Raw genomic sequence first — 17,466 nt, 5'->3', positions numbered from 1 at the left:
GTAGGAGGAAATCATGAGATTAAAAGCCATTTTATCCGGCCTGTTTTGTATGCTGGCCTTGCTCGTACTTGCAGGTTGTGGCAACTCAACTTCAAACAGTGGTTCAGCAAATGACAAAGTAGTAGAAATTGAATATTGGCATGTCGCATCCGATAGTTTTGGTGGACAAACAGTTCGTGAATTGGTTGCCGATTTTAACAAAACACATCCTAATATTAAAGTCACTGAGAAATTTAATCCGGATATGTACAAAGGCTTAACTCAAAACTTACAGGCTGCTTTAGCATCTGGCCAAACACCAGACGTAGTGCAAATGGGTTGGAACTTCTTAAACTATGCACACGAAAACTTTGAAACGGAAAATATTGATAAAATTTTCGCTGATGCAGGTGATCCTAATTTTATAAAAGATACCTTTGAACCTAATATTGCTCGCTTAGCACAAACAGATAACGGCGATCAAGTCGGTGTTCCTTACTCCTTATCCTTACCGGTTTTATACTATAATCCGGATATCTTTAAAGCTGCCGGTTTAGATCCTAATAAACCACCGAAAACATGGGAAGAAGTAGCAGAATATGCTAAACAAATTAAAGAAAAAACAGGTAATCCGGCATTCTTTATGCAAGAATATGCCGATACTTGGACCAATCAAGCACTCGTTGAATCCAATGGCGGCACCATGTTAACTCATAAAGACGGTAAATGGCAGGCCGGTTTTGATACCCCTGAAGCTGCTCATGCTTATCAAGTAATTGCCGATATGGTTAAAAACGGCACAGGCTTACACGCAACTAATGAAGAAGGTTTCCAAAGCTTTACTTCCGGTAAATTAGCTATGGTAGCAACTACCATCGGCAAACGTGCTAATTTTGAAAAATCTTCTAACTTCAAAGTAATGACTACAACCTTCCCTGCCTTTGGCAACAAACCAGTTAAAGTGCCTGCCGGCGGTAACTTCCTCATGATTCTCAGCAAAGATAAAGCTAAACAAAAAGCCGCTGTTGAATTTGTAAAATACTTGGAAAGTGCTGAAAACTTAACGAAATGGGATACTGGTACCGGTTACTTACCGCCACGTAAAAATATGGCACAAGAAGGTCCATACAAAAAACTAATTGATGAAAACGAAAATATAAAAAAAGCCATGGAAATGCTTCCTAATGTAACACCTTGGGTTAGCTTCCCGGGACAAAATGGCTTACAAGCAGAACAAGTGTTAATTGATGCCCGAGATGTTATCCTTAACGGTAGTAAAACTGCATCTGAAGCGTTACACGAAGCAGCTTTAAAAATTAACGATTTACTGAAGTAATATTTCAAAAAATTTTCATATTGTAAAATTAATGCCATTAGAATCTGTAGACCTTAGATTTTATTTTTGTCTATTGATTCTAATTGTGCTTAGAAGGAGTTTTAATATGAATCGTCTTTCAAAATCAGGCTACTTACTGTTCTTGCCGGCTGCATTCTTCTTTTCAATCTTTTATTATTGGCCTTTACTCGTCAATGTAGTTCTTAGTTTCTTCTCATGGAATATGGTAAGTTCTAAGATTAAGTTTGTTGGAATTTCAAATTATACAGATATCGTTCAAACGGCAGAATTTTATTCTGTAATTGTAAATACAGTTTTATTTGTCCTATTTCTTTTAATTTTTAACTTTGTATTACCTTATATTTATTCTTATATCTTAGCTTATGTTCTTAAATACGGGAAAAATCTATACAAAGTATTTTTCTTTATGCCTTCGCTTTTTAGTCTATCCGTTGCAAGTATTCTGTTCTTATGGATATATAATCCATTAGCGGGACCTATTGATGCCATTTTACAAATATTTGGTCTTGATTCTCCTCGTTGGCTGAAAGAACCAATTTTAGTTATTTTCTCTATTAGCATGATTATTGCTTGGAAAGTATTTGGCTATAACTTTATTCTTATGTTGGCTGCCATGATGTCCGTTTCCAAAGAAATGATTGAAGCAGCTCGTTTAGAAGGAGCCTCGGATTGGGTCATTTTACGTAAAATTATAATTCCCCAAACATCTTCGTCAGCAATCTACGTCTTTGTTATTACCGTGGTATTCGGCTTACAGTACGTCATGATTCCGGTCAATATATTAACTCAAGGCGGACCTAATCAAGGCAGTGCAAACCTCGTATACGTTATTTACCAATATGCTTTCGTATTCTATCAAGTCGGCAAATCGGCGGCGTATGCTGTGTTAACGATGTTATTATTCGTTATATTTGCTTGGTGGCGTAATAAAGTATTAGATAAGAAGGTATACTATGAAAATTAATCTAAAAAAAGAACTTATCGGCCATATCATCCTTATAGTTTCGCTGCTCATTTGCTTATGGCCTATTGTATTTCTAGTATCGGCTTCTTTAAAAGATTTAAATCAAATCTTTCAGTACCCTTTGAATCCGCTACCGGAAAATCCAACATTATCCAACTATTTTACAGTATTGGACCGATTCCCTATTTTCCAATTTACCGGTAATACCTTTTTTATTGCCATTACGGTTACTATTTTTAAGATCATAACCAGCTTATTAGCAGGATTCGGATTTGTTTACTATCGATTTAAAGGCAGAGAATTACTATTCAATTCCATGGTTCTGACCTTTTTTATTCCTATGTCTGTGTTAATCATGCCTAATTATTTATTGATCTCTTCATTGGGACTTCTAGACACACCTTACGGTGTTATTCTCGTAGAAATTGTAGATGGCATGGGTATTTACTTAATGCGCCAAACTATGCGCAGTATTCCAAAAAGTATTTACGAATGTGCCATTTTAGAAGGAGCTTCACCGCTATATATCTTATGGCACATTATTCTCCCCTTAGTAAGACCATCAGTAATCTCCATTAGTATTATGTTCTTTATCAATGCTTGGAATGAATATTTTTGGCCATTGCTTATTTTAAAAAGTAAAACAGAATATACCTTAGCTTTAGCATTACCAATGTTTATTAGTGCCGAAGGCGGCAGTGAATGGGGCCTGGCTATGGCACTTGCCGTACTTACCAGTATTCTACCTTTTATTTTATTCATCATTTGCCAAAAATATATTCTCAACACATTTATTCAATCAGGAGTTAAAGGATAATGCACAATATAGTTTTTAATAAAGTAAGTAAAACCTACCACGAAAAAGAAATCATTAAACAATTAAGCTTTGAAATTAAAGAAGGGGAACGAGTGGTCTTGTTGGGACCTTCCGGTTCTGGTAAAAGTACGACTCTTCGTATGATTGCCGGTTTAGAAGACATTAGTGATGGCGAATTATATATGGGAGAAACTCTAATCAATGATGTACCTGCGGGAGATCGTAATATAGCCATGGTCTTTCAAAACTACGCTTTATTCCCTCATTTCAATGTATGGGATAATATTGTATTCGGTCTAAAACTACAAAATCTACCTGAGTCTGAAATCAAAGAACGGGCTAAAGCTGCTATCGAAATGTTAAATTTAAAAGGCTACGAAAATCGCCTGATTCAATCTCTATCGGGCGGTCAAAAACAAAGGGTTGCCTTATGTCGTGCCATCGTAAAACAATCGCCGTATTTTTTACTAGACGAACCATTAGCAAATCTGGATGCACAACTTCGTCAACATGCCCGCCAAGAACTTATTAAAATCCATGAAAGCTGTAACTCTACTATGATTTATGTTACTCATGATCAAGTAGAAGCCATGACTATCGGTCAAAGAATCGCCATTTTACACGAAGGCGTCTTACAACAATTCGACAGACCAGAAATTGTATATGATAATCCGGCTAATTTATTCGTAGCCTCATTTATTGGTACGCCAGCTATGAATCTATGGCCTTTAATAACTAATAACGGTCAAGTAACCATCGGGTCTTCTACATTGGAGTTACCGCCATATGTAAAAGAAAAACTTACAACGCCGGCACTTACCGTAGGTATTCGTCCGGAAAAATTACGCCTTGTTCCGGTAGAACGAGCTATGTTACATGGAGAATGCCAATATATTGAAAATATAGGTAATATTCAAAACTGTTTATTTCAAGTGAATGATATGATTAAAGGATTTATTCAATTTTCAGGATTAGAAAATAAAATTAATATCGGTGATTCATTGGGCATTAATTTTAATTGGAACGACGCTTGTTTCTTTGATAGCGAAACCGGCATTAATTTAAATTCAAAACAAAGCCACTAGGAGGAAACATGAATACTATTGCGATTAGCGATTTACTATTTCCTGCATTTGAAAAAAATGCACTTAGAAATTTACCTCAAAATTTTGGTATGGAGTTTTTTGTAGAATTTGGACCGGTTGAATATTGGCGTTCTTTATTGCCACAATTTAATATTCAATCACGACCTATATCTTTGCACGGACCTTGTGTAACCGTCAATTTGGCCAATCCGGATGATACTCAATATTTAAGCCGCTATGAAAAAGATATTACTTTCGGCAAAGAAATTAATGCTGAATTTATCGTTGTCCATACAAATGAACAATGGTCAGGAAATAGAAAAGATATACAAAACTTAGTTATCGAACGTCTTCAAGAACTTGATAAATTGGCTCAAAATATTGCCGGGCCTCGTCTAGCCGTAGAAAATGTAGGTTTATTAACAAATAATCTATTCAATGAATCCGAGTATATTGAACTCTTTACTAAGTTTCCTAACATTGTTTCATTGATTGATGTAGGCCATGCTAATGTTAATCAATGGAATTTACCTTATGTAATTCAAACTTTAAACAAAAAGATTATTGCTTATCATTTACATGATAATAATGAAAAAAAAGACGAACATCAGCCTATCGGTACCAGTTCTATCAATTGGACAGAATTATTTAAAGCAATCAACACATATTCACCAAATGCCACTAAAGTCTTAGAATACGCCAACGGCACTTTCAAATCTATGGACCAATTATTAGAGCATTTGAACTCTATAGAGTCTTTAATGACAACAAAATAAACTATTAAAAACAATTACAAAAACGGCCATACTTAACTTTAAAAGGGTAGTATGGCTATTTTTGTAAGTGAAACTATATTTTGTTATAATGAAATTAATTACTAATAGTAAATTGCAATATGAAATTGAACACTTTTAAAAACCCAGTAACTTATTAACTTCTTCAATGAAGGCTTCTTGTGGTGTCCGGTAGTTCAGAATTTTGCGTGGCAGTGCATTACACCAATCGGTAGCACGTCGAAGTGTTGCTTCTGAAACATCACGAATGGCAGTTCCTTTGGGAATAATACGGCGTAATAAACCGTTGTGCCGTTCATTAGAACCACGCTCCCAAGCTGCATATGGATGAGCAAAAAAGACTTGTAAATACTCTGTTTCTAACTCAGCAATAGATGAAAATTCAAGGCCATTATCGGCCGTAATTGTCTTGCAGAGTTGCTGTAGTGAGTCATGAGTACTGAAGCTTAGTAACCAGCTCTCTAGCGTATTTTTAATATCAGCTGCTTTAGCTGACGGAGAACGCAATGTTACATAAGCACGTGTTTTACGTTCCAATAGGGAAATAATCACTTCATCATGCTTATCTTTAATGCCACGTACAGTATCAAGTTCCCAATGACCAAACTCTTCACGAGTCAGAATAGACTCATCGCGTAGATCAATAGATTTACCAAGGTTTTTCTTGTGTTTACGCGTATTAGATTTACGCGTAGAACGACGTAATACTAACGGTAAATCCATAGGCTTAATACGGAGAAGACCTTCATGTAGATAGTTATATAAAGTTTTGGTAGACACCATTTCATTACGTACAAACAAGCACTTACGCAAGGCGTAGCCTACAGCAGCATCAAGTGACCATTTATGGACTAATACCTGCTCTTCTACCCACGTAAGAAACGGGGAAATAATACCGGCTTTACGAGTGTTGAAGGAGCCCTGACGGGTTTTCTCATAGTTAAGTTGTCCATAATCTGCCAAGTACATTAAAACTCGTTTACCGGCTTTAATTTGTTCTACAGAACCGCGCTGTATCTCACTTTGAATCGTTGTACGAGAACGGCCTAATGCATTAGCAATCGCTGTTTTTGATACACCTGCTTGTAATTGTTTTTCAATAAAAAAGCGTTCTTCATAAGATAAGTGTTTGTTTGTACGTAATGATGTGTTATGATTAATAGAGTCCATAGTGATATCGATACCTCGTGTAAAAGATTTTAGATTAGACACCTTAATCATAACACAAATCGGTATTCACTATGGATTTTTTATATGTTCAATTTCAGTTTACAATTAACCATTAATTACTAATATATAAAATTTTAAATATACATACACTGTTACAGGAGGTGTAATAATGAGTCAAACCATGACCAAAGAAGAATTTTTAAGTCGCTACGCCCTCGATCGAAGGGGCTCTAATAGTGTTAAATGGGACGGTTTAAAACAACGTTTCCGCACCGATGACGTCATCCCTATGTGGGTGGCTGATATGGATTTTAAGGCACCCGAAACGGTTATTGATGCTCTTACGGAACGCGTTAAACATGGTGCTTTCGGCTATTCTTTAATCAGCCCTACCTATCATCAAACCTTTATCGATTGGCTCACACGCCATCACGGCTATACGCCTAAGAAAAACTGGCTCCGCTTTACAAGCGGCACGATAACGACCTTATTCTGGATTTTGCATGCCTTCACTAAGCCAAAAGATAATATCCTTATTCTTTCACCGGTGTATTATCCGTTCTACAGCACACCTCAGGATACAGGCCGCACACCAATCTGCAGTGAACTGCAACAAGACGAAACAGGCCGCTATTATATCGACTTTGACGATGTGGAAGCAAAGATTAAAGAACACAATATTAAAGTTTTCATCCTCTGCAATCCCCATAATCCGGTGAGTCGTATTTGGTCGGAAGAAGAAATGGTTAAACTCTTCACCCTTTGTGAAGAAAATAATATACTCATCGTAAGTGATGAAATCCATGAGGATTTTATTTTTGGACCGGATCCGTTTATTCCGGCCTTAGCCGTACAAGACGGCCGCTTCAAAGATTCCATTATCACCATTACCAGTGCGTCCAAAACTTTCAACTTAGCCTCTTTACCGGTAGCGCATACCATTATTCCGAATGAAGCTCATCGCAAACAATTTGATGCCTATGTAGCCACCATCGACCATACACAGCTCCCGGTGCTGGATTTACTGGCTACAGAAACAGCTTATCAGACGGGCGATGCTTGGTTAACCGGACTGTTGGCTGTAATTAAAGACAACTACGATATTTTGAAAAACACCTTGCTCGAAGCGGCTCCTAAATTAGTATTTACACCGCTGGAAGCGACGTATCTGGCCTGGGTTGATTTTAAAGCCTATGTGGCTCCTGAAGAACTGGATAACTTCATGATTAAACAGTGCCGCGTCGGCGTAAACACAAGTCCTAACTTTGCTCCAGCCACACCGGGTTTTGTACGCTTCAACTTGGCAGCCCATCCGGATACAGTGCGCGAAGCCGCCAATCGTATTATTAAAGGACTACAATCTATTAACCAAATTTAATTTTAAAGTAAACTCTCAATTTATATAAAGGTAGGAGATGCCCATGCGTCGTCACGATCGTCAGATTACTGATGAAAACACAATTAACGAACTCATTGCGCGCTGTCGTGCCATTCGTTTAGGCTTACGCGATGAGGATGAAATTTACATAGTACCGCTTCATTTTGCCCATTCTTTTGAAAACGGCCAGCATGTCTTTTATTGTCACAGTGCCCCTATGGGGCGTAAAATCGACTTAATTAAACGCACCGGTTATGCTGCTTTTGAAATGGACGGCGGCCAAGAATTACTACCCGGTGAGATAGCTTGCGATTATTCTTCAGCCTATTTCAGCATTATCGGTACGGCCGATGCTTCTTTGGTAGAAGATATGGCTGAAAAAGAAGCCGCCTTAAATCTCATCATGGCGCATTACACCGGTAAAAACCAATGGGAATATAAACCGGCTATGCTAAAAGCCATAGCTGTTATAAAACTAGTAGCTCGAGAGCTGACTTGTAAAGCTAATCAGGCTCCGGTATAAAAACAAAAAACAACATATACACTTATTAACAATACTTAAAAAGCTCCAACATCAGAATCCCAATGTTGGAGCTTTCATTATATTTGATATTTGATTTTATTCGTGCCAAATCACTCTCTAATCAAAGCTAATTAAAGGTCGCCCAAGTAGCGTTTGGCTTCGCAGTAGTTAACCATGCCTTCTACAACTTTTTTAGCGGCGCGCATAGCGAGTACTACGGTAGCCGGTTTATGTACTACGTCACCGCCGGCAAAAACGCCTTTACGGCTCGTCATACCGTACGGCATTTCACGCGTTACTACATAGCCGTCCTTGTTAACTTCAATCCCGTTGCCCGGGCCGACTAAGCGTGCATTCGGTTTATGACCGATGGCGATGATAATCTTATCGGCCGGAATCACTTCATAGTGACCGGTTGGCTGGATGGATCCGTCTTCCTGTGGTTCTTGAATTTCACAACGTAAACCTTCTACCACAACGTCCCCTTCTACACTGGACGGAGCCGCGTAGAACTTGAAGCGAATATTCTCTTCTTTCGCTTCTTCGTATTCAGACGGATTGGCACTCATGTTTTCTTCGCCGCGACGATACGCTACCGTAACCGATTCAGCACCTAAACGCACGCAAGTACGAGCTGCGTCCATAGCCACATTACCGGCACCGATTACAACAACGCGGTCACCCTTTTGAACCGGAATGGCATCATCACCGACACGACCGTTTTGATGCAATTGAACGGCTGTCAACAAAGCCATGGCTTGTAAAACACCCGGTTTTTCATCGCCGCGCATAGGAAGTTCCATCGGTACATGGGTACCGGTTGCGATGAAGATAGCGTCATAGCCTTCTTCAAATAAGGAATCGATTGTTTTATCCGGTCCGATAACCGTGTTACATTCGAATTTAACACCAAGCGCTTTAAGGCGATTAATTTCACGATGTACCACTTCTTTACTCAAGCGGAATGCCGGAATACCATAGAGCAAAATACCGCCCGGTTCATCCTGTTTTTCAAAAATCGTAACTTCATAACCAAGTTTGGCCATATCACTGGCTACGGTAAGGCCCGCAGGACCGGAACCGATAATCCCGATTTTGCCCTGATCCTTAATGATTGGTTTCATACGACGTAAGCCGTGTAAGCTTTCAAAATCCGCCGCAAAACGTTCTAATTTACCGATATTGATTGGCTTATTGGCACGATTCAAAATACAATGGCCTTCGCACTGCTTTTCACGAGGGCAAACTCGACCGCAAACGGCCGGTAAATTACTGCGTTCGCCGATAATATCATTGGCTTCCCCAAAATTGCCGCGCGCAATGGCTTGAATAAAGCGCGGAATCTCATTTTCAATCGGACAACCGGTACGGCACAAAGGCTTCGCGCAATTTAAGCAACGCTTAGCTTCCGCTAAGGCTTCCTCTAATGTATAATCAGCATCTTCCAAGTACGCATGGTGGCGAGCCTTCGCCGCTGCATCGTTGGCTACTATATTTCCTGCTTGTTGATTTGTTACTTCATTCGGTCCAACCATGGAAATCCCTCCTCTAATTCTCACTTATCAATGCCTTCATTGATGAGTCAATTTATACTATTCCTTTTCCCTATATCTTTTTTTAAAAACTAATTCTACTATACCATAACGCCTGTAGCTAGTAAATAGTTGACAAAATAAGCCATAATTAGCCGATTGACTTTTTTACAAATATTGTCAGTACAGGACCACAATAAAAGAAGCCACCATTTGAGAATGACTCAGATGGTGGCTTACAAACCTAATTATGAACTTTTTAATCCAATTACTGGATAAGACCGTAGAACATAGCGGCTACAGTGATGATACCGATTACGATTACAAAGTAGTTTGTTACGCTGCGGTATTTCTGCATTTTTGGTACTTTGAAAATAGCAACCATAGGCATTAACAAGAGAATGAAGGCGATAGCCGGACCACTCAATGTTTCGATAATACCTAAAATGCTTGGGTTAATGTAAGCAATCAAGCAGCAAGTAATGAGCATGAATGCCAAGATAATGCGGTCAACCGTTTTAGCATTTAATTCTTTTTTGTTAACATGGCCTAAATCAATAACGATGTCGCGTAAACCTTCATAAGCACCTACATAGTGACCCAAGAAGGATTTAGTAATCGCAACGAAGGCGATGATTGGAGCCAACCAAGCGATGAATGGTGTATTAAAGTGGTTAGCTAAGTAGGATAAAATGGAGATGTTCTGATCTTTAGCAGCCTGTAAATCAGCCGGAGATAAGGCGAATACGCAGCTGTAAACGAAGAACATTACAACGCCGAACATCAATAATACAGCGTATTTTTGAATATCATGACATTTTTTATCTACATGTTCATCACCGTATTCCTGACGTTCTTTCATAACGAAAGCAGAAATAATAGGGAAATGGTTGAACGAGAATACAAGAACCGGGAATGTCATCCACAAAGTCATGAGCATAGCACTGCTGCTACCGCCTTCAGGCTGGTAGGTTAAAATAGCGGTATTCCATTCAGGAATGAGGTATAAACCGATAACCAATAAAGTGGCAATAAACGGATATACCAAGTAACTCATAATACGTACGATAATATCCTGACCCATACGAACGATGGCCAATAAACCAACAATTACAGCTACCGTAATTAAAGCACGATCAACGCCGGCAATACCGAGCTGATTCTGTAGTAAGCTGTCAGTCGTGTTGGTAATCGCTACGGAATATAATAACAAGATTGTATAAATACCAACAAAATAAACTACATTGAATACACGAGCTGCCGTAGGCCCCCAGAATTCTTCAACCGCACCGATGATACCTTTATCAGGTGAAGAAGCGGACATAACAAAGCGCGCTAATGCACGGTGAGCCAAGAATGTTACCGGGAATGCAAATAAGGTAATCATCAATAATGGCCAGATGCCGCCGATACCTGCGTTGATTGGCAAGAATAATACGCCGGCGCCGATGGCTGTACCGAATAAACCTAACATCCAAGTCGTATCTTCTTTGTTCCATTTGGAGGCATCTAATGTTTTAGTAATACTTTCGCGAATTGTTGTTTGTTCGCCATATACCGGTAATTCCTCCTGAACCGGTATGTCCTTTTGGACTACTGTTCTTTCATCTAACATACCTTTACTCCTTAATAGTAAAACCTGTAAAACCTAAAAACAACACTTTTCGTCCTTTTCTAAAACCTGCCCCCAAGTATCCGTTCAGAAAAGACATCTTATGTATGTATGATAGCATAGCATACCTAAAATGACAACTAATCATCATGATTATATTGCATAGAGTGTACTTTCTGAGTGTTCAATTATTTATAATCAAACAATTAATAGTAAACATACATAAATTATAATATTAATCAGAATATTTTCACTTAATATTTTTGTATTATATTATATTAATTACTATTTTATAATATTTACGAAGTATTACTCATATTTTCATAAAAATAAGGTGTAATATCCACCCCATAAAAACATTCTTAAATTCAACTTATTGTTATGATTTTTATCGGTTTTTCTTGATTAGTTTCTGTAAAAATTACTCAAATATTTATTAAATGGCTCGTCTTATGAGTATTCTGTATAATTAATACGCAATTTGTGAATGAATATCAATTATGTATACTATCCGTTGCTATTATACATATTTACATATATAATGGATTTATAGGGTTTGTCACTGTTTTTTACTATAAATGTGTTTTTCAGACTTACTATGTTACTGTATTTTTATGAAAGGAAGATGTTAACGTATGAGTGGACGCTATGAAGTAAAATTTAGATATAAAAGTACCAGCCCAACCTCGCGGGGCAGTGTCAATGCCACAACAGTAACGGCTACCAGTATATCTGATGCAAGGAATCAGGTTATTGCTTCCCATAGTTACGGTAAGGGTGTAACCATTATTTCGGTGGTGAAGAAGAGTTAAGAAGTATTACACAAAGAGAAGCCTCACAGAACAAAATTCTGCGAGGCTTCTTAATTATCTCTTAAAATTCATAATAATCGTCTTTGCCGATATGTATAAAATACACTTCACACATAGTATAGCCTTCGGCCTTCACCGCATCAGCAATGCACTGTGCCATCTGTTTTTCCATAGCAACACCACGATCATACTGTAACACTTCCACTAAAGGATACATGTCATGGATTTTACCATCACGAAAATACTTTGTTTCCGGACATTCTAAGGTAAAATAGTCTACCGGTGTATCAGACAATTCAGCCAGCTGTTTAGGCAAAGCAATACTTAACTTTTGAACAACGTCAGGTATAACACCTTTGAAGATTAATTGGGGCATGATTACTCCTTACCACTTTAATAAATTGATATTATTTTTCAGTATGTATTTTTTACTTACAACCTACTTGCAACTACTTACAACCTACTTACAACTACTTGCAACCTACTAAAAACTACTTACAACCTACTTACAACTACTTAACATTCTTTAAAATTGGTTAATTGTAAACTGAAATTGAACATATAAAAAATCCATAGTGAATACCGATTTGTGTTATGATTAAGGTGTCTAATCTAAAATCTTTTACACGAGGTATCGATATCACTATGGACTCTATTAATCATAACACATCATTACGTACAAACAAACACTTATCTTATGAAGAACGCTTTTTTATTGAAAAACAATTACAAGCAGGTGTATCAAAAACAGCGATTGCTAATGCATTAGGCCGTTCTCGTACAACGATTCAAAGCGAAATACAGCGCGGTTCTGTAGAACAAATTAAAGCCGGTATTATTTCCCCGTTTCTTACGTGGGTAGAAGAGCAGGTATTAGTCCATAAATGGTCACTTGATGCTGCTGTAGGCTACGCCTTGCGTAAGTGCTTGTTTATACGTAATGAAATGGTGTCTACCAAAACTTTATATAACTATCTACATGAAGGTCTTCTCCGTATTAAGCCTATGGATTTACCGTTAGTATTACGTCGTTCTACGCGTAAATCTAATACGCGTAAACACAAGAAAAACCTTGGTAAATCTATTGATCTACGCGATGAGTCTATTCTGACTCGTGAAGAGTTTGGTCATTGGGAACTTGATACTGTCCGTGGCATTAAAGATAAGCATGATGAAGTGATTATTTCCCTATTGGAACGTAAAACACGGGCTTATGTAACATTGCGTTCTCCGTCAGCTAAAGCAGCTGACATTAAAAATACGCTAGAGAGCTGGTTACTAAGCTTCAGTACTCATGACTCACTACAGCAACTCTGCAAGACAATTACAGCCGATAACGGTCTTGAATTTGCATCTATTGCTGAGTTAGAAACAGAGCATTTACAAGTGTTTTTTGCTCATCCGTATGCAGCTTGGGAGCGTGGTTCTAATGAACGGCACAACGGTTTATTACGCCGTATTATTCCCAAAGGAACTCCCATTCGTGATGTTTCAGAAGCAACACTTCGACGTGCTACCGATTGGTGTAATGCACTGCCACGCAAAATTCTGAACTACCGGACACCACAAGAAGCCTTCATTGAAGAAGTTAATAAGTTACTGGGTTTTTAAAAGTGTTCAATTTCATATTGCAATTTACTATTATAAAGAGTTTTAAAGCCTGTTTTCAATTACTTTTTAATTTTTGCACAATCCTTCTTAATCTTTGATAGCAATACAAGTAGGACTTCCTGTTTTAATTGTTTCATCCATAAATGTTAGTGAACCATATTTTTCATCCAATGAGTACAAAAAATGAGTGGCTGCTAATAAATCCGCTGAACCGCCGGGACTAATCCATTGTTCAATAAACTTTTTGTCTAATTTTTTAATTTCTTCAAACCCGCCTGATTCCAAAACTTGATTGCTTTCTAATAAAGCTTTAGCTTCTCTTTGAACCCTAGCTAATGTTTCCATATTATGCCGATTTATTATTGTTGTATCTTCTGTAGCAGTCATAATTGATAATAAGGTATAAATCAATAATGTATCATCAGTAGCACCTAACGTAATGGCCTTTTTATAAGCCGGCAAAGCAATATCTTTAATAATAGGTAACCCGTCTTCCAGCTCACCGCGAATACCCCTGATGCCGTATTGATGATACAACCGTTCACCGGAAGTCAGTTTTCTGTCATTGGGTAATTTACCTAATTCTTTTGCTACTAATCCCTGACACATGATTTTTACTGCATCAAAAACTAAAGTACTTTTGATAATATTATATTTTCGATATACATAGCCGGCCGCAGCACAAAGAATACCCATAAGGAAAATCAAACCTTTTTGTGTATTTACTCCTTTTGTAGCTTTAAACATAGCAGCTTCCGCTTCAATACCCAAAGGACGAATAAACGCTAATAACGTATCTAATGCACCCTTATGCATATAGCCCATATACGCAAAATTATACATATAAGAACTTAATGCTACTGAACTTTTTATAAACGTATAAATGTCCATATCATTATGGGCACCACTGTTAAAACGGTCTACCAAACCGGGAGCGGGTGCACAATTAGCCTCTAATAACATAGCTTCCAAAGCCAAACAGCCTATATTTTGTATTGGTTTGGGAATATTCTCCCAAATATTCATTCTGCACCCTCCCTGTTACTTTAATCCAATGTGACCGGTTTAATTCTACGAACTACATCTAAAATGCTACCATCACGAGCTTCTACAACAGCAATTACCTTATCTTCCCATTCCAAATCATCAGGCCGTCCTACTAATGAATATGCTTTTTCCTTCAAAGATTCAATTGTTACATGTGGAATACCGGCCTTATCTAAACAGTCAATAATATCCTGACGCAAAGGATTTACAGCCGTTCCATAATCGGTAACCAATACATCAACTGTATCGCCCGGCGTAGTAACAGTAACTACTTTTTCACAAACAGTCGCCATACGACCGCGTGTTAACGGCGTAACAATAATACAACATTTACTTCCGGCCGCTGTATCCGGATGACCGCCCGGTGCACCGCGTAAAACACCATCTGAACCGGTAATAACATTAACATTAAAATCTGTATCAATTTCCAAAGCAGACAAGACTACATAGTCTAACTTATTCACATAGGCGCCTTGATTTGATGGATTAGCATATTCATCAGTTGTAATTTCAATATGTTTATCAGGATGTTTAGCTAAATGTTCAATTGTCGGTTTATCAAAACACTGAGTATCCAGAATTTTCTTTACCAAGCCTTTATCCTGCAATTGGCACATAGCATTACTGATACCACCCAAAGCAAAACCCATTTGAATATTATTTTTAACCATATGTTCTTCTAAAAACCGGTTTACAGCCAATGAAGGGCCACCTACACCGGTTTGGAATGAAAAACCATCTTTAAAATATGGAGTATTAGCAATAATATCCGCAACGTTACGAGCCATCATCAATTCTCGTGGATCCTGTGTCATTCGTGCTTCAGCCGTCGCTATTTTATCCGGATTACCGACTTCATCAACAGTCACTACATAATCCACATCCATAGCATTAATAGGGGCCGGTAAATTAGGAAACGGCACTAATGTATCCGTAACAACAATAACGTGATTGGCATATTTTGCATCCGGCCCGGCAAAACCGATTACACCACTATTATTTTTACCGCCAATACCGGCTGCATTACCATAATAGTCAGATGCTGAAGCACCGATAAAGGCAATATCAATAGTCACTTCGCCGGCTGCGATAGCTCGCGGACGACCGCCATGACTGCGAATAATAGCCGGTGTTTTTAATTTTCCTTCAGAAATAACTTCTCCGATACGACCTCGAACACCGGATGTTTGAATGCCCGTTACAATCCCTTTTTCAATATAATCGGCAATAATATCATGAGCACTACCTAATGAAGTGGCGGCAATGTTTAAATCTTTGACACCCAATTCTTCAACTAATGTTTTCACGGCCATTGACGCTACATAGTCACCGTTGCGGAATACAGAATGGAATGAAATGGTCATACCATAATGAACACCACACTTTTCACAAGCTTCCCGAAGAGTAGCCACTAATTTATTTTCTCTCGGTTTTTCACCAATTCTACGCTTCGGTCCAACTTTTTGTTCATATTGACCATCTATCTGATTTTTTCCGGAATATACGCGCTTATTATTAACTAAAAGCTCATCCGGAATCTCTCTACCTACTGCATTTTTCATTTATATCACCTCTATAAGTCACCTTTATACACACCGCAAGCTTTTGCTAAAGCAATAATGCGTCTTGCATCTTCAAAAAACGGAATATCTACCATCTTACCGTCAACCGTATAAACGCCAACACCGGAATCCGCTTGTTCATTAAATGATCTTACCAATTTTTCGGCATATGCAATTTCTTTCGGCGTTGGTGCAAATGTTTCATGTACAAAAGCAATTTGACGCGGATTTACTATACTCTTACCATCAAAACCCATTTCTCTGTTTTGTTTTACTTCTGCTTCAAAGCCTTCCATATCATCAATATTAGGATACATAGTATCAAAACACTGAACATTAGCTGCTCGAGCGGCTAATAACATTTGACTGCGTGCCGCCAACATTTCTATACCGCCACGATTAATCTGTACATGCATAGATTTACGGAAATCACCGCCTGAAATAGCACAACCAAACATGCGATCCGATGCCGATACAATCTCATAAGCATTCATAATGCCTTTAGGACTTTCTAAAGCGGCCATTAATAATGTACGTCCTTCTTCTACGCCGAATTCTTTTTCAGCAGCCAATACATGTTCTTCAACCAACTTTACATCAGCTGCACTTTCACATTTAGCAATTCGAATACCGTCAGCACCGCCGGCTACTACAGCACGAATATCCTCTTGCCAATGAGGTGTATCCAAACCATTAATACGAACAATTACTTCCGTATCACCATAATCAACATTCTTTAATGCTTGATATAAAGAAAAACGGGCTGCATCTTTTTGATTTTCCGCTACCGCATCTTCCAAATCTAAAATAATGCTGTCACTGCCATAAATATACGCATCTTTTATTAAGCCAGGTTTCTGCGCATTCATAAACATCATCGTTCTACGCAATCTGAATTTTTCCGGTTTTGGACGATTAATCATTTATAACACCTCCCAAGGAATATTGCTTTCCGATTGACCGCAACTTCTAAATACAGCACACTCAATACGAGCTTTAAGTGTACATTCCAAAGCTCCTTTATCGATAATAACAACCTTTCCCTCTTTTACCTTTAACTTTGCTAATGTTTCTTCAGCCGTTTTTTTTATTTGACGACCATATTGATTCATAACACTACTTTCAACATAAATACTTAATTTACCTGATTGTGGAAATACTTGTACCTGTGCATCACTGGACTCCAATGTTCCGGCTATTGCATTGTTTAAAATATCCATAAA

At 38.1% G+C, this 17,466-nt stretch carries 15 protein-coding genes and 2 pseudogenes; 9 read left to right on the top strand and 8 right to left on the bottom strand.

Annotated features, from left to right (window positions below; all coding sequences use genetic code 11):
- Window positions 1-13: 13 nt before the first annotated feature.
- From CCC71_RS01755 to CCC71_RS01735, 5 genes are all read left to right on the top strand, one after another.
- The gene (locus CCC71_RS01755) at window positions 14-1,315 is read left to right on the top strand and encodes an ABC transporter substrate-binding protein (RefSeq protein WP_021840318.1); all 1,302 of its coding nucleotides are present in this window, start codon (window positions 14-16) and stop codon (window positions 1,313-1,315) included.
- Window positions 1,316-1,421: 106 nt separating this feature from the next.
- Window positions 1,422-2,300: a carbohydrate ABC transporter permease gene (locus tag CCC71_RS01750; protein ID WP_021840319.1), complete on the top strand. Its 879-nt coding sequence runs from the start codon at window positions 1,422-1,424 to the stop codon at window positions 2,298-2,300.
- The gene (locus CCC71_RS01745) at window positions 2,290-3,117 is read left to right on the top strand and encodes a carbohydrate ABC transporter permease (protein WP_156705580.1); all 828 of its coding nucleotides are present in this window, start codon (window positions 2,290-2,292) and stop codon (window positions 3,115-3,117) included. Before CCC71_RS01750 ends, CCC71_RS01745 begins: the two co-directional genes overlap by 11 nt.
- A complete protein-coding gene (locus CCC71_RS01740) occupies window positions 3,117-4,202 on the top strand; it encodes an ABC transporter ATP-binding protein (RefSeq protein ID WP_156705578.1) in 1,086 nt (361 codons plus the stop codon). Before CCC71_RS01745 ends, CCC71_RS01740 begins: the two co-directional genes overlap by 1 nt.
- Before the next feature lie 8 nt (window positions 4,203-4,210).
- A complete protein-coding gene (locus CCC71_RS01735; RefSeq protein ID WP_021840322.1) occupies window positions 4,211-4,978 on the top strand; it encodes a sugar phosphate isomerase/epimerase family protein in 768 nt (255 codons plus the stop codon).
- 101 nt (window positions 4,979-5,079) lie between these two features.
- Here CCC71_RS01735 and CCC71_RS01730 read toward each other — a convergent pair.
- Window positions 5,080-6,166, bottom strand: a pseudogene (locus tag CCC71_RS01730) (IS30 family transposase).
- A 169-nt stretch (window positions 6,167-6,335) separates the two neighbouring features.
- Here CCC71_RS01730 and CCC71_RS01725 point away from each other — a divergent pair.
- Window positions 6,336-7,544 (top strand): MalY/PatB family protein, encoded by a 1,209-nt coding sequence (locus CCC71_RS01725; protein ID WP_156705645.1) that lies wholly within the window; start codon window positions 6,336-6,338, stop codon window positions 7,542-7,544.
- Between the two features lie 43 nt (window positions 7,545-7,587).
- The gene (locus CCC71_RS01720) at window positions 7,588-8,067 is read left to right on the top strand and encodes a pyridoxamine 5'-phosphate oxidase family protein (protein ID WP_021840275.1); all 480 of its coding nucleotides are present in this window, start codon (window positions 7,588-7,590) and stop codon (window positions 8,065-8,067) included.
- Between the two features lie 131 nt (window positions 8,068-8,198).
- Here CCC71_RS01720 and CCC71_RS01715 read toward each other — a convergent pair whose 3' ends face one another.
- Both CCC71_RS01715 and CCC71_RS01710 read right to left on the bottom strand, forming a co-directional pair.
- Window positions 8,199-9,602: an NAD(P)-dependent oxidoreductase gene (locus tag CCC71_RS01715; RefSeq protein ID WP_021840274.1), complete on the bottom strand. Its 1,404-nt coding sequence runs from the start codon at window positions 9,600-9,602 to the stop codon at window positions 8,199-8,201.
- Window positions 9,603-9,867: 265 nt separating this feature from the next.
- On the bottom strand, window positions 9,868-11,214 hold the full coding sequence (locus tag CCC71_RS01710) for an SLC5/6 family protein (RefSeq protein ID WP_021840273.1): 1,347 nt from the start codon (window positions 11,212-11,214) through the stop codon (window positions 9,868-9,870).
- 632 nt (window positions 11,215-11,846) lie between these two features.
- Between CCC71_RS01710 and CCC71_RS01705 the strand changes: the two genes are divergently transcribed.
- Window positions 11,847-12,023 carry a hypothetical protein gene (locus CCC71_RS01705; RefSeq protein WP_021840272.1) on the top strand — a complete coding sequence of 59 codons (177 nt, stop codon included), beginning with the start codon at window positions 11,847-11,849 and terminating at the stop codon, window positions 12,021-12,023.
- 61 nt (window positions 12,024-12,084) lie between these two features.
- Here the strand turns inward: CCC71_RS01705 and CCC71_RS01700 are convergent, their stop codons facing one another.
- On the bottom strand, window positions 12,085-12,399 hold the full coding sequence (locus CCC71_RS01700) for a DUF1904 family protein (protein ID WP_021840271.1): 315 nt from the start codon (window positions 12,397-12,399) through the stop codon (window positions 12,085-12,087).
- A 269-nt stretch (window positions 12,400-12,668) separates the two neighbouring features.
- Here CCC71_RS01700 and CCC71_RS01695 point away from each other — a divergent pair.
- A pseudogene (locus tag CCC71_RS01695) lies at window positions 12,669-13,680 on the top strand (IS30 family transposase).
- A 41-nt stretch (window positions 13,681-13,721) separates the two neighbouring features.
- On the opposite strand, the gene citG reads toward CCC71_RS01695, so the two are convergent.
- The 4 genes from citG to citD are packed head-to-tail and all read right to left on the bottom strand — an operon-like array spanning window position 13,722 to window position 17,463.
- A complete protein-coding gene (citG, locus tag CCC71_RS01690) occupies window positions 13,722-14,660 on the bottom strand; it encodes a triphosphoribosyl-dephospho-CoA synthase CitG (RefSeq protein WP_156705341.1) in 939 nt (312 codons plus the stop codon).
- A gap of 20 nt (window positions 14,661-14,680) precedes the next feature.
- Entirely contained in the window at window positions 14,681-16,243 is a 1,563-nt protein-coding gene (gene citF / locus CCC71_RS01685; protein ID WP_226974678.1) for a citrate lyase subunit alpha, read from the bottom strand.
- Window positions 16,244-16,254: 11 nt separating this feature from the next.
- The gene (locus CCC71_RS01680) at window positions 16,255-17,166 is read right to left on the bottom strand and encodes an HpcH/HpaI aldolase/citrate lyase family protein (RefSeq protein WP_006555234.1); all 912 of its coding nucleotides are present in this window, start codon (window positions 17,164-17,166) and stop codon (window positions 16,255-16,257) included.
- On the bottom strand, window positions 17,167-17,463 hold the full coding sequence (citD, locus tag CCC71_RS01675; RefSeq protein WP_021841198.1) for a citrate lyase acyl carrier protein: 297 nt from the start codon (window positions 17,461-17,463) through the stop codon (window positions 17,167-17,169).
- Window positions 17,464-17,466: the final 3 nt, after the last annotated feature.

The organism is Veillonella sp. LMAG:90, assembly GCF_008679445.1.
Lineage (GTDB): Bacteria > Bacillota > Negativicutes > Veillonellales > Veillonellaceae > Veillonella_A.
This window is presented reverse-complemented; position numbering and strand designations above follow the sequence as displayed.